The 13,952-nt window shown below is 53.9% G+C and carries 11 protein-coding genes and 2 tRNA genes; 12 read left to right on the top strand and 1 reads right to left on the bottom strand.

The annotated features are described in order from the left end of the window. Positions 1 to 78: 78 nt before the first annotated feature. The 4 genes from folP to FHC51_RS02800 all read left to right on the top strand — a co-directional run bounded on the left by folP (position 79) and on the right by FHC51_RS02800 (position 2,911). Complete coding sequence (gene folP / locus FHC51_RS02815; RefSeq protein WP_103824923.1) at positions 79 to 927, top strand: dihydropteroate synthase; 849 nt, start codon at positions 79 to 81, stop codon at positions 925 to 927. After that, positions 920 to 2,257 (top strand): phosphoglucosamine mutase, encoded by a 1,338-nt coding sequence (gene glmM / locus FHC51_RS02810; RefSeq protein WP_103177171.1) that lies wholly within the window; start codon positions 920 to 922, stop codon positions 2,255 to 2,257. The genes folP and glmM overlap by 8 nt, the downstream gene beginning before the upstream one ends. 221 nt (positions 2,258 to 2,478) lie before the next feature. Continuing rightward, positions 2,479 to 2,811: a preprotein translocase subunit SecG gene (secG, locus tag FHC51_RS02805; protein WP_039031650.1), complete on the top strand. Its 333-nt coding sequence runs from the start codon at positions 2,479 to 2,481 to the stop codon at positions 2,809 to 2,811. A 13-nt stretch (positions 2,812 to 2,824) separates the two neighbouring features. Beyond that, positions 2,825 to 2,911: transfer RNA gene (locus FHC51_RS02800), tRNA-Leu, on the top strand. A gap of 186 nt (positions 2,912 to 3,097) precedes the next feature. Here FHC51_RS02800 and argG read toward each other — a convergent pair. After that, the gene (gene argG / locus FHC51_RS02795) at positions 3,098 to 4,444 is read right to left on the bottom strand and encodes an argininosuccinate synthase (protein ID WP_220434868.1); all 1,347 of its coding nucleotides are present in this window, start codon (positions 4,442 to 4,444) and stop codon (positions 3,098 to 3,100) included. 286 nt (positions 4,445 to 4,730) lie between these two features. Here argG and FHC51_RS02790 point away from each other — a divergent pair. The 8 genes from FHC51_RS02790 (at position 4,731) to pnp (ending at position 13,940) form a co-directional block, all read left to right on the top strand. Then, positions 4,731 to 4,807 (top strand) — tRNA-Met (locus tag FHC51_RS02790). Positions 4,808 to 5,014: 207 nt separating this feature from the next. Further along, complete coding sequence (gene rimP / locus FHC51_RS02785; RefSeq protein ID WP_139156304.1) at positions 5,015 to 5,467, top strand: ribosome maturation factor RimP; 453 nt, start codon at positions 5,015 to 5,017, stop codon at positions 5,465 to 5,467. A 28-nt stretch (positions 5,468 to 5,495) separates the two neighbouring features. Further along, positions 5,496 to 6,983 (top strand): transcription termination factor NusA, encoded by a 1,488-nt coding sequence (gene nusA / locus FHC51_RS02780; RefSeq protein ID WP_103824919.1) that lies wholly within the window; start codon positions 5,496 to 5,498, stop codon positions 6,981 to 6,983. Between the two features lie 24 nt (positions 6,984 to 7,007). Beyond that, a complete protein-coding gene (gene infB, locus FHC51_RS02775) occupies positions 7,008 to 9,695 on the top strand; it encodes a translation initiation factor IF-2 (RefSeq protein ID WP_103824918.1) in 2,688 nt (895 codons plus the stop codon). 101 nt (positions 9,696 to 9,796) lie between these two features. Further along, positions 9,797 to 10,198 carry a 30S ribosome-binding factor RbfA gene (rbfA, locus tag FHC51_RS02770; RefSeq protein ID WP_103177165.1) on the top strand — a complete coding sequence of 134 codons (402 nt, stop codon included), beginning with the start codon at positions 9,797 to 9,799 and terminating at the stop codon, positions 10,196 to 10,198. Next, positions 10,198 to 11,142: a tRNA pseudouridine(55) synthase TruB gene (gene truB, locus FHC51_RS02765; protein WP_220434867.1), complete on the top strand. Its 945-nt coding sequence runs from the start codon at positions 10,198 to 10,200 to the stop codon at positions 11,140 to 11,142. Before rbfA ends, truB begins: the two co-directional genes overlap by 1 nt. Positions 11,143 to 11,294: 152 nt before the next feature. Beyond that, complete coding sequence (rpsO, locus tag FHC51_RS02760) at positions 11,295 to 11,564, top strand: 30S ribosomal protein S15 (protein WP_032614416.1); 270 nt, start codon at positions 11,295 to 11,297, stop codon at positions 11,562 to 11,564. A 240-nt stretch (positions 11,565 to 11,804) separates the two neighbouring features. Then, positions 11,805 to 13,940 (top strand): polyribonucleotide nucleotidyltransferase, encoded by a 2,136-nt coding sequence (gene pnp, locus FHC51_RS02755; protein ID WP_220434866.1) that lies wholly within the window; start codon positions 11,805 to 11,807, stop codon positions 13,938 to 13,940. Positions 13,941 to 13,952: the final 12 nt, after the last annotated feature.

Raw genomic sequence — 13,952 nt, 5'->3', positions numbered from 1 at the left:
GATCTTCTCTTAACCTGAAACCCTGGGGCTTGCCCCGGGGTTTTTCTTGTCTGCTTAACCAAAAATCAGGGACTTGCTATGAAACTCTTCGCCCAGGATTCTTATCTCGATCTTTCTCATCCCCATGTGATGGGGATCCTGAACGTCACGCCAGACTCTTTTTCCGATGGCGGCACGCATAACTCGCTTATCGATGCGGTCAGGCATGCGAATCTGATGATCAACGCTGGCGCGACGATCATCGACGTAGGCGGAGAGTCAACGCGACCTGGGGCCGCGGATGTCAGCGTTGATGAAGAGTTATCGCGCGTTATCCCGGTCGTTGAGGCGATCGCTCAGCGTTTCGAAGTCTGGATCTCTGTCGATACCTCCAAACCCGAGGTGATTCGCGAATCGGCAAGAGTGGGCGCTCACATTATCAATGACATTCGCTCCCTTACTGAGCCCGGTGCGCTTGAAGCGGCTGCCGAGACCGGGTTACCGGTATGCCTGATGCATATGCAGGGCCAGCCGAAAACCATGCAGGATGCGCCGAAATACAGCGACGTGTTTGCGGACGTGAACCGCTACTTTGAAGAGCATATTGCGCGCTGTGAACGTGCCGGTATCGCAAAAGCGAAATTGCTGCTCGACCCGGGCTTCGGTTTCGGTAAAAATCTCTCTCACAACTACGAACTTCTTGCGCGCTTATCGGAGTTTCACCATTTTGGCCTGCCGCTGCTGGTCGGAATGTCGAGAAAATCAATGATAGGCCAACTGCTTAACGTTGGGCCATCAGAACGTCTGAGTGGCAGCCTGGCCTGTGCGGTGATTGCAGCGATGCAGGGAGCACATATAATTCGCGTCCATGACGTAAAAGAAACAGCAGAAGCCATGCGAGTGGTGGAAGCCACACTGGCAGCTAAGGAAAACTCCCGCTATGAGTAATCGTAAATTTTTTGGTACCGACGGCATTCGTGGACGCGTGGGCGATGCGCCAATCACTCCTGAGTTTGTACTGAAGCTAGGCTGGGCGGCTGGCAAGGTGCTGGCAAGCCACGGGTCGCGCAAAATCATTATCGGTAAAGATACGCGTATTTCCGGTTACATGCTCGAATCCGCACTGGAAGCGGGTCTGTCTGCCGCTGGGCTCTCCGCCTCTTTCACGGGCCCTATGCCGACCCCCGCAGTGGCCTATCTGACCCGCGCGTTCCGTGCCGAAGCGGGTATCGTGATCTCTGCCTCGCATAACCCGTTCTACGATAACGGCATCAAATTCTTCTCCATTGACGGCACCAAACTGCCGGATGACGTTGAAGAGGCTATCGAAGCAGAAATGGAAAAAGAGCTGACCTGCGTTGACTCCGCTGAGCTGGGTAAAGCCAGCCGTATCGTCGATGCTGCGGGTCGTTATATTGAATTTTGCAAAGGCACCTTCCCGAACGAACTTAGCTTGGGTCATCTGAAAATCGTGGTGGACTGCGCTAACGGTGCAACCTACCACATCGCCCCTAACGTATTCCGCGAACTGGGCGCGCAGGTTGTTGCCATCGGTTGCGAGCCAAACGGTCTGAATATCAATGCCGAGGTAGGTGCAACGGATGTTCGCGCTCTGCAGGCGCGCGTGCTGGCGGAGAAGGCCGATCTCGGGATTGCTTACGACGGTGATGGTGACCGCGTCATCATGGTTGACCATGAAGGCAATAAAGTCGATGGCGACCAGATCCTCTATATCATCGCCCGCGAAGGGCTGCGTCAGGGACAGCTGCGCGGTGGCGCCGTTGGAACGCTGATGAGCAACATGGGCCTGGAACTGGCGCTCAAGCAGTTGGGTATCCCGTTTGCGCGCGCGAAGGTTGGCGACCGTTACGTACTGGAAAAACTGCAGGAGAAAGGCTGGCGCATCGGTGCGGAGAACTCCGGTCACGTGATCCTGCTCGACAAAACCACTACCGGTGACGGGATCGTGGCGAGCCTGCAGGTCGTGGCAGCGATGGTGCGTAACCATATGTCCCTGCACGATCTGTGCAGTGGGATGAAAATGTTCCCGCAGATCCTGGTCAACGTTCGCTTTACGGCAGGTAAGGGCGATCCACTGGAAAACGAGAACGTGAAAGCGGTGATGGCTGAAGTGGAAGCGGCGTTGGGCTCCCGTGGCCGTGTTCTGCTGCGTAAGTCGGGTACCGAACCGCTGATCCGTGTGATGGTGGAAGGGGAAGACGAAGCGCAGGTCACCGAGTTTGCCCATCGCATCGCTGATGCGGTAAAAGCTGCGTAACCTCTGGTAAGTGTTTAAAAAGGCGGCTTATGCCGCCTTTGTTTTGTACAGTTGTGGCGGTTTTGCTGTTTTTTTCCGCACTTGATACAATGAGCTGAAATTGCCCTTGCGAAGGTCATTCGCTTTGGTTAGTATTCACACCCGCTTCAGTGGGAAAGCAAAATTCCTGCTTATTGGTTGAAGCATTGGTATGCGGCAAATCCGCAAGGAACAGGTTGATTATGTACGAAGCTCTTTTAGTTGTTTTCCTTATTGTAGCCATCGCTCTGGTAGCGCTGATCATGCTGCAGCAAGGTAAAGGCGCTGATATGGGGGCCTCTTTTGGAGCAGGCGCTTCTGGTACGCTGTTCGGTTCAAGTGGTTCTGGTAACTTCATGACCCGCGCAACGGCGATTCTGGCAACGCTGTTTTTCATCATCAGTCTGGCGCTTGGCAATATCAATAGCAACAAGATCAACAAAGGAAGCGAGTGGGATAACCTGAGCGCGCCAGCGAAATCTGAGCAGACTCAGCCAGCTGCACCGGCTAAGCCGACCAGCGATATCCCGCAGTAAGAGTAGTATCTGTGCTGAGGTGGTGGAATTGGTAGACACGCTACCTTGAGGTGGTAGTGCCCTAACGGGCTTGTGGGTTCGAGTCCCATCCTCAGTACCAATATTCCGAAAGAAAGACGTCGAAAGACGTCTTTTTTTTCGTCTGTACATTGTCTTTTCGTAGGCCCGGCAAGCGTTGCACCGCGGGGGAAAGACGGCGGGGGCGCTGCGCTTGCCCGCCCTACACGTCACGAAATTCGGCAATAAAAAAGGCGCCCTCAGGCGCCTTTTGCATCTTAATTCGCGATTACTGCTTATCGCTGTTTTCCAGATTCTCAACCTGCGGCAGGCCATTGCCGGTGGAGACGGAGAGCAGGCCATTTTCGGTATAGGTGAACAGCTTGGCGCGGGTATCGGTGATATCCAGATTACGCATGGTCAGCTGACCAATACGGTCGTCCGGCGAGAAGACGGACTCGCCTTTTTCCATGGTCAGACGCTCTGGCTGGTAGGTGAGATTGTCAGACACGGTGTTCAGAATCGAGTAGTCATTGCCACGGCGCAGCTCGAGGGTCACTTCACCGGTGATGGCGCTCGCCACCCAACGCTGCAGGGCATCACGCAGCATCAGTGCCTGCGGATCGAACCAGCGGCCCTGGTACAGCAGTTTACCTAACTGGCGACCGTGGGAGTGATACTGCTCGATGGTGTCTTCGTTATGAATGCCGGTCAGCAGACGCTCGTAAGCGATATGCAGCAAGGCCATCCCCGGGGCTTCATAGATGCCACGGCTTTTTGCTTCGATGATACGGTTTTCAATCTGATCGCTCATACCCAGACCGTGACGGCCACCAATGCGGTTAGCTTCCAGCATCAGTTCTACGTCGTCAGAGAAGGTCTGACCGTTGAGGGCAACCGGGTGGCCGCGTTCAAAACGTACGGTTACTTCTTCTGCCTGGATTTTGACGTTTTCGTCCCAGAACTTCACGCCCATGATCGGGTTAACGATCTTCACGCTGGAGTTCAGGTATTCCAGGTCTTTTGCTTCGTGGGTAGCACCCAGCATGTTGGAGTCGGTTGAATAGGCTTTCTCGACCGACATCTTGTAATCGAAACCGCAGGCGATCATAAATTCAGACATTTCATGACGGCCGCCCAGCTCATCAATGAAATCGGTATCGAGCCACGGCTTATAAATTTGCAGCTCGGCGTTGGTCAGCAGGCCGTAACGGTAGAAGCGCTCGATATCGTTGCCTTTATAGGTACTGCCGTCGCCCCAGATGTTGACGCCATCTTCTTTCATAGCGGCAACCAGCATCGTACCGGTAACAGCACGGCCCAGCGGCGTGGTGTTGAAATAGGTCAGACCGCCGGTAGTGTTATGGAAAGCGCCACACTGAATAGCAGCGATACCTTCGGCAACCAGCTGCTTACGGCAGTCAATCAGGCGTGCGTTCTCGGCACCATACTCCATGGCGCGACGCGGGATGGCTTCGTAATCGTCCTCATCCGGCTGACCCAGGTTCGCAGTATATGCATACGGAACCGCTCCCTTCTGGCGCATCCAAAGCAGTGCAGCGCTGGTGTCCAGACCGCCGGAAAAAGCGATGCCAATACGTTGTCCTTGCGGAAGATGCTTGAGAATCGTCGTCATAAAATAAAACCCTGCTTGATTGACTGATGAGTGATCGCTTCACCCTAAAATGCATTTTTATGCAGAATAAGTGAGTTTTCATTTAATCATCTTTTGGCAAGTACCGAAAGAGATTCGTGGATTTTTTGTAAAAATTTCCCGCCTTAATCGCTATTGTTCACGGGGTTGACAGTGGGGGTACGCTATCAATATACTGTATGCCGATTTTACGTCCCGTCCTCGGTACCAAATCCCAGCATTATTTGCATTTTTTACCCACAGCGAGTAGAATTTGCCACGTTTCAGGCGCGGGGTGGAGCAGCCTGGTAGCTCGTCGGGCTCATAACCCGAAGGTCGTCGGTTCAAATCCGGCCCCCGCAACCACTTTCCTATAAAGTCCTTTTTCAAATATACTGTGAAGACTTAGCGCCTTCGTAGCTGGATTTGAAAAAATTCTTTTTGAAAGTGCTCCAGGCCACAGTTGTGGCTATAGGGTTCAGTTATCTAAAGCCCCGATTTATCGGGGTTTTTTGTTATCTGACTACAGAATAACTGGGCTTTATGCCCTTTTTTTACGTCTTGGGGGTGGGCTTGTCCACATTAGAGCAAAAATTAACAGAGATGATTACAGCACCGGTCGAAGCACTGGGCTACGAACTGGTCGGCATCGAATTCGTTCGGGGTCGTACATCCACGCTGCGCATCTATATTGATAGTGAAGATGGCATCAATGTTGATGATTGTGCTGATGTCAGCCACCAGGTGAGTGCGGTTCTCGATGTTGAAGATCCCATTACTGTTGCCTACAACCTGGAAGTTTCCTCGCCTGGTCTCGACAGACCAATGTTCACGGCTGAACACTACACGCGCTTTACTGGTGAAGAAGTGGCTCTCGTTCTGCGCATGGCCGTACAGAACCGCCGTAAATGGCAAGGCGTTATTAAAGCCGTTGATGGTGAGATGATCACGGTTACAGTCGAAGGCAAAGATGAAGTGTTCGCGCTGAGTAATATCCAGAAGGCGAACCTGGTTCCCCACTTTTAACAGTCTGGATTGAGGTGAAAAGCCCGCGATGAACAAAGAAATTTTGGCTGTTGTTGAAGCCGTTTCCAACGAGAAAGCCCTGCCGCGTGAGAAAATTTTCGAAGCGCTGGAAAGTGCACTGGCTACGGCAACCAAGAAAAAATATGAACAAGAGATCGATGTCCGCGTTGAAATCGATCGTAAAAGCGGTGACTTCGATACTTTCCGTCGTTGGCTTATCGTTGAAGAAGTGACCCAACCAACGAAGGAAATCACCCTCGAAGCGGCGCGTTTCGAAGATGAAAGCCTGAACATTGATGATTACGTTGAAGATCAGATTGAATCCGTGACCTTCGACCGTATCACCACACAGACCGCGAAACAGGTTATCGTACAGAAAGTACGTGAAGCTGAACGTGCGATGGTTGTTGACCAGTTCCGCGAGCACGAAGGTGAGATCATCACCGGCGTGGTGAAGAAAGTTAACCGCGACAACATCTCCCTGGATCTGGGTAACAACGCGGAAGCGGTTATCCTGCGTGAAGATATGCTGCCACGCGAAAACTTCCGTCCGGGCGACCGTATTCGCGGCGTACTCTATTCCGTGCGTCCAGAAGCCCGCGGTGCTCAGCTGTTCGTGACCCGTTCTAAGCCTGAGATGCTGGTCGAACTGTTCCGCATCGAAGTGCCAGAAATCGGCGAAGAAGTTATCGAGATCAAAGCGGCTGCCCGCGATCCAGGTTCCCGTGCGAAAATCGCGGTGAAAACCAACGACAAACGTATCGATCCGGTCGGTGCTTGCGTCGGTATGCGTGGCGCGCGCGTTCAGGCCGTTTCGACTGAACTCGGCGGTGAGCGTATTGATATCGTTCTGTGGGACGACAACCCGGCGCAGTTCGTGATTAACGCGATGGCCCCGGCTGATGTTGCCTCTATCGTCGTCGACGAAGACAAGCACACCATGGATATCGCCGTTGAAGCCGGTAACCTGGCACAGGCTATCGGCCGTAACGGTCAGAACGTCCGTCTGGCGTCGCAGCTGAGCGGCTGGGAACTCAACGTAATGACCGTTGACGACCTGCAGGCGAAGCACCAGGCTGAAGCCCATGCAGCGATTGATACCTTCACTAAGCACCTGGACATTGACGAAGAGTTCGCCACCGTTCTGGTTGAAGAAGGCTTCTCTACGCTGGAAGAACTGGCCTATGTGCCAATGAAAGAACTGCTGGAAATTGACGGTCTGGATGAAGCCACCGTTGAAGCCCTGCGTGAACGCGCTAAAAACGCACTGACCACCCTGGCACTGGCTCAGGAAGAAAGCCTTGGTGATAACAAGCCGGCTGATGACCTGCTGAATCTGGAAGGTCTTGATCGTGCGATCGCGTTCAAGCTGGCTGCCCGTGGTGTTTGTACGCTGGAAGATCTCGCTGAGCAAGGCGTTGATGACCTGGCCGATATCGAAGGTTTAACCGACGAGAAAGCCGGCGAACTCATCATGGCCGCACGTAATATCTGCTGGTTCGGCGACGAAGCGTAATAAACTGTAGCAGGAAGGAACAGCATGACTGATGTAACTGTAAAAACGCTGGCTGCTGAGATTCAGACCTCCGTGGATCGCCTGGTACAGCAATTTGCTGATGCAGGGATCCCGAAGTCCGCTGATGACTCGGTGACCGCGCAAGAAAAACAAACCTTGTTAACGCATCTGAACCGTGAACATGGTTCAACGCCTGACAAGTTAACGCTGCAGCGCAAAACGCGTAGCACGTTAAACATTCCAGGTACTGGTGGAAAAAGTAAATCGGTACAAATCGAAGTCCGCAAGACGCGCACCTTTGTAAAACGTGATCCGCAAGAGGCAGAACGCCTCGCTGCGGAAGAGCAGGCACAGCGTGAAGCGGAAGAGCAAGCCCAGCGTGAGGCAGAAGAAAACGCCAAACGTGAGGCAGTATTAAAAGCTGAACGTGAGGCCGCAGAAAAAGCGAAACGTGACGCCGCTGAAAAAGCGAAGCGCGACGCTGCGGAAAAAGACAAAGTGAGCAATCAACAGACTGACGATATGACCAAAAACGCCCAGGCAGAAAAAGCCCGTCGTGAAAATGAAGCAGCCGAGCTGAAGCGTAAAGCGGAAGAAGAAGCCCGTCGCAAGCTTGAAGAAGAAGCCCGTCGCGTTGCTGAAGAAGCGCGCCGTATGGCAGAAGAGAACGAGAAAAACGGTGTGAATGCCGCTGAACCGTCCGAAGACACCAGCGACTATCACGTCACCACCTCCCAGCACGCGCGTCAGGCAGAAGATGACAACGACCGTGAAGTTGAAGGTGGTCGTGGCCGCACGCGCAGTGCAAAAGCCGCGCGTCCAGCCAAAAAAGGCAACAAGCACGCCGAATCTAAAGCTGACCGTGAAGAAGCACGTGCTGCCGTTCGCGGTGGTAAAGGCGGCAAGCGTAAAGGTTCCGCTCTGCAGCAGGGCTTCCAGAAGCCAGCGCAGGCTGTTAACCGTGACGTTGTGATCGGCGAAACCATCACCGTTGGCGATCTGGCTAACAAGATGGCGGTTAAAGGCTCTCAGGTCATCAAAGCGATGATGAAGCTGGGCGCAATGGCGACCATCAACCAGGTTATCGACCAGGAAACTGCACAGCTGGTTGCCGAAGAGATGGGCCACAAAGTTATCCTGCGTCGTGAAAACGAGCTGGAAGAAGCGGTAATGAGCGACCGTGACACTGGCGCAGCAGCTGAGCCGCGTGCACCGGTTGTGACCATCATGGGTCACGTTGACCACGGTAAAACCTCTCTGCTGGACTACATTCGTTCTACGAAAGTTGCCTCTGGCGAAGCAGGCGGCATTACCCAGCACATCGGTGCATACCATGTAGAAACCGATAACGGGATGATCACCTTCCTGGATACCCCGGGCCACGCCGCGTTTACCTCCATGCGTGCACGTGGTGCTCAGGCAACGGATATCGTTGTTCTGGTTGTCGCAGCAGACGATGGCGTAATGCCACAGACCATCGAAGCTATCCAGCACGCGAAAGCGGCGCAGGTGCCTCTGGTTGTTGCAGTGAACAAAATCGATAAGCCAGAAGCGGACATGGATCGCGTTAAAAACGAACTGTCCCAGTACGGTGTTATGCCGGAAGAGTGGGGCGGTGAGTCTCAGTTCATCCCGGTTTCTGCAAAAGTGGGTACCGGTATCGACGACCTGCTGAACGCTATCCTGCTGCAGGCTGAAGTTCTGGAGCTGAAAGCGGTTCGCAATGGTATGGCGAGCGGCGCGGTAATCGAATCCTTCCTGGATAAAGGCCGTGGCCCGGTTGCGACCGTTCTGGTACGTGAAGGTACCCTGAACAAAGGCGACATCGTGCTGTGTGGCTTCGAATATGGCCGTGTTCGTGCAATGCGTGACGAACTGGGTCGCGAAGTGCTGGAAGCAGGTCCATCCATTCCTGTGGAAATCCTGGGTCTGTCCGGTGTTCCGGCTGCCGGTGATGAAGTGACCGTTGTTCGTGACGAGAAGAAAGCGCGTGAAGTTGCGCTGTACCGTCAGGGCAAATTCCGTGAAGTTAAACTGGCTCGTCAGCAGAAATCTAAACTCGAGAACATGTTCGCCAACATGACCGAAGGCGAAGTTCACGAAGTGAACGTGGTTCTGAAGGCCGACGTTCAGGGTTCTGTGGAAGCGATCTCCGACTCTTTACTGAAACTCTCTACCGACGAAGTGAAGGTGAAGATCATCGGTTCCGGCGTAGGTGGTATCACCGAAACCGACGCAACCCTGGCTGCAGCGTCCAACGCGATTCTGGTTGGCTTCAACGTGCGTGCCGATGCCTCTGCGCGTCGCGTGATCGAAGCGGAAAGCCTGGATCTGCGTTACTACTCCGTCATCTATAACCTGATCGACGAAGTGAAAGCGGCGATGAGCGGTATGCTGTCTCCGGAACTGAAACAGCAGATCATCGGTCTGGCTGAAGTGCGTGACGTGTTCAAATCACCGAAATTCGGTGCGATCGCGGGCTGTATGGTTACCGAGGGTAACATCAAGCGTCACAACCCAATCCGCGTACTGCGTGACAACGTGGTTATCTACGAAGGCGAGCTGGAATCCCTGCGCCGCTTCAAAGATGACGTTAACGAAGTCCGTAACGGCATGGAATGTGGTATCGGCGTTAAGAACTACAACGACGTTCGCGTTGGCGATATGATCGAAGTGTTCGAGATCATCGAGATCCAACGCACTATCGCGTAATCTTCGCTAAGATTGCCGATTGTAGGCCGGGATCGCCTCGCGCCACCCGGCATTAAATTTCAAAAGGGGCTTTGGCCCCTTTTTTGTCTGGAGAATTTATTATGGCGAAAGAATTTGGTCGCCCGCAGCGCGTGGCTCAGGAGATGCAAAAAGAGATCGCAATCATCCTTCAGCGCGAAATCAAAGACCCGCGCCTGGGGATGATGACCACCGTGTCTGGCGTGGAGATGTCCCGCGACCTGGCGTATGCCAAAGTGTTCGTAACCTTCCTGAATGACCAGGACGAAGACGCGGTTAAGAACGGTATTAAAGCGCTGCAGGAAGCCTCCGGTTTCATCCGCTCTCTGCTTGGCAAAGCGATGCGCCTGCGTATCGTGCCAGAGCTGACCTTCTTCTACGACAACTCGCTGGTCGAAGGGATGCGCATGTCCAACCTGGTCACCAGCGTGGTGAAGCAGGATGATGAGCGTCGTGTGAACCCGGACGATAAAAAGGAGGACTGATGAGTCGTCCTCGTCGTCGCGGACGCGACGTGCACGGCGTGCTGCTGCTGGATAAACCGCAGGGTGCATCCAGCAACGACGTGCTGCAAAAAGTAAAGCGTATATATAACGCCAACCGCGCGGGGCACACCGGGGCGCTGGATCCGCTGGCGACCGGTATGCTGCCGATTTGTCTGGGTGAAGCGACCAAGTTTTCCCAATATCTGCTGGATTCGGACAAACGCTACCGCGTGATTGCCAAGCTTGGCCAGCGCACGGACACCTCCGATGCTGATGGTCAGGTCGTCGAAGAGCGTCCGGTGACGTTCAGCAGCGAACAGCTTGATGCCGCGCTCGAGAGCTTCCGTGGCGACACTCAACAGGTGCCGTCCATGTACTCGGCGCTGAAGTACCAGGGCAAAAAGCTCTATGAGTATGCGCGTCAGGGAATTGAGGTGCCACGCGAGGCCCGTCCGATTACGGTCTATGAGCTGCTGTTCATTCGTCATGAAGGCGATGAGCTGGAGCTGGAAGTGCATTGCTCAAAAGGCACCTATATCCGCACCATCATCGACGATCTGGGTGAGAAGCTGGGCTGTGGCGCGCACGTTATTTATCTGCGCCGTCTGGCAGTCAGCAAGTACCCGGCTGAACGTATGGTGACGCTGGAGCAGCTGCAGGCGCTGGTGGACCAGGCGCAGGAGCAGGGCACAGAGGCGGCGGATCTGCTTGACCCATTACTGATGCCAATGGACAGTCCTGCTTCGGACTATCCGGTTGTCAATCTGCCGTTGACCTCCTCCGTTTACTTTAAAAACGGCAACCCGGTGCGCACGACGAATGTCCCGGCGCAAGGGCTGGTACGCGTGACGGAAGGCGATAACCATACCTTTATCGGGATGGGTGAAATCGACGACGAAGGTCGTGTTGCCCCACGCCGACTGGTGGTTGAATATCCGGCATAAGCTGACGCCTTGCCTTGCGATAAGCAGGGGAGGCGGGTAGAATATTGCGGCTTAACGTCTGGTAAATTGTTTAACAATTGGCATACGTTATACATGGGAAAGCTGAATTAGAGATCGGCTTCCTTTCATTCTTTAAATTTTGGAGTTTTAAAATGTCTCTAAGCGTTGAAGCTAAAGCTAAAATCGTTTCTGAGTTTGGTCGTGATGCTAACGACAGCGGTTCTACCGAAGTTCAGGTTGCACTGCTGACTGCACAGATTAACCACCTGCAGGGTCACTTTGCAGAGCACAAAAAAGATCACCACAGCCGTCGTGGTCTGCTGCGCATGGTTTCTCAGCGTCGTAAACTGCTCGACTACCTGAAACGTAAAGATGTTGCACGCTACACCGCGCTGATCGAGCGTCTGGGCCTGCGTCGCTAAGTCTTGCGAGTTTCAGAAAAGGGGGCCTTATGGCCCCTTTTTTCAACCAGACCGCAGCAATTCACTGGAAACTAATGTATTGTTGCTATAAATGATCTTCATTGCAGAGGTTCGCGCGGCTAATGAGAGGCTTCACCCATGGGGGTGTCGGTTGTCATTAGTCGCGAGGATGCGAAGAAGGTCCGGTAAAAGTCAGCACGCCTTTGGTGTGCTGTCATTCATTTAAGAAAGGACAGAATCTTGCTGAATCCGATCGTTCGTAAATTCCAGTACGGTCAACATACCGTTACGCTGGAAACCGGCATGATGGCACGTCAGGCTACTGCTGCTGTTATGGTAAGCATGGATGACACCGCGGTATTCGTGACCGTGGTTGGCCAGAAAAAAGCTAAACCAGGTCAGGACTTCTTCCCACTGACCGTAAACTACCAGGAGCGTACTTACGCTGCCGGTAAAATCCCGGGTGGTTTCTTCCGTCGTGAAGGCCGTCCAAGCGAAGGCGAAACCCTGATCGCGCGTCTGATTGACCGCCCGGTTCGTCCGCTCTTCCCGGAAGGCTTCGTTAACGAAGTTCAGGTTATCGCGACCGTTGTTTCCGTTAACCCACAGGTTAACCCGGACATCGTTGCGATGATTGGCGCATCCGCAGCCCTCTCCCTGTCTGGTATTCCATTCAACGGTCCTATCGGTGCTGCGCGCGTGGGTTACATCAATGACCAGTACGTTCTGAACCCAACTCAGGACGAGCTGAAGTCAAGCAAGCTGGACCTGGTTGTTGCCGGTACCGAAGCTGCGGTACTGATGGTTGAATCCGAAGCAGAACTGCTGAGCGAAGACCAGATGCTGGGCGCGGTGGTCTTTGGCCACGACCAGCAGCAGATTGTTATCCAGAACATCAACGACCTGGTGAAAGAAGCCGGTAAACCACGTTGGGACTGGCAGCCAGAAGCGGCAAACGACGCGCTGAATGCACGCGTTGCAGCCCTGGCCGAAGCGCGTCTGAGCGATGCTTACCGCATCACCGACAAGCAAGAGCGTTATACCCAGGTTGACGCGATCAAATCTGAAACCATCGCTACGCTGGTGGCAGAAGATGAGTCCCTGGACGCTAACGAGCTCGGCGAAATCCTGCACGCTATCGAGAAAAACGTTGTTCGTAGCCGCGTTCTGGCAGGCGAGCCGCGTATCGATGGCCGTGAAAAAGATATGATCCGTGGTCTGGATGTGCGTACTGGCGTGCTGCCACGTACTCACGGTTCTGCACTGTTCACCCGTGGTGAAACGCAGGCGCTGGTTACCGCAACCCTGGGTACTGCCCGTGACGCACAGAACATCGACGAACTGATGGGCGAGCGCACTGACAGCTTCCTGTTCCACTACAACTTCCCTCCGTACTCCGTAGGTGAAACCGGTATGGTTGGCTCGCCGAAGCGTCGTGAAATTGGTCACGGTCGTCTGGCGAAGCGCGGCGTGCTGGCTGTGATGCCAGATGCTGATAAATTCCCGTACACCGTTCGTGTGGTTTCTGAAATCACCGAATCTAACGGTTCCTCTTCTATGGCTTCCGTGTGCGGTGCTTCTCTGGCACTGATGGATGCGGGCGTACCGGTGAAAGCGGCCGTTGCGGGTATCGCAATGGGTCTGGTGAAAGAAGGCGACAACTTCGTTGTTCTGTCTGACATCCTGGGCGACGAAGATCACCTGGGTGATATGGACTTCAAAGTCGCGGGTTCCCGCGAAGGTATCTCTGCCCTGCAGATGGATATCAAAATTGAAGGCATCACCAAAGAGATCATGCAGGTTGCGCTGAACCAGGCTAAAGGTGCACGTCTGCACATCCTGAGCGTGATGGAACAGGCGATCAACGCGCCGCGTGGCGACATTTCTCAGTTCGCTCCACGTATCCACACCATTAAGATCAGCCCGGACAAGATCAAAGACGTTATCGGTAAAGGCGGTTCTGTTATCCGTGCCCTGACCGAAGAGACTGGCACCACCATCGAAATCGAAGATGACGGTACTGTGAAGATCGCAGCGACCGACGGCGAGAAAGCGAAATACGCTATCCGTCGTATCGAAGAGATCACTGCCGAGATCGAAGTGGGCCGTGTCTACAATGGTAAAGTGACCCGTATCGTTGACTTTGGCGCATTCGTTGCCATCGGTGGCGGTAAAGAAGGTCTGGTACACATCTCTCAGATCGCTGACAAGCGCGTTGAGAAAGTGACCGATTACCTGCAGATGGGTCAGGAAGTGCCGGTTAAAGTTCTCGAAGTTGACCGTCAGGGCCGTATCCGTCTGAGCATTAAAGAAGCGACCGAGCAGTCTCAATCTGCCGCTGCGCCGGAAGCTCCGGCTGGCGAACAGGGCGAGTAAGGTTGCCGTTTG

Source organism: Leclercia sp. EC_58 (assembly GCF_019584355.1).
In the GTDB taxonomy this organism is placed as follows: Bacteria; Pseudomonadota; Gammaproteobacteria; order Enterobacterales; family Enterobacteriaceae; genus Enterobacter.
The sequence above is the reverse complement of the archived record's forward strand: the minus strand, read 5'-3'. Positions and strand labels throughout refer to the sequence as shown.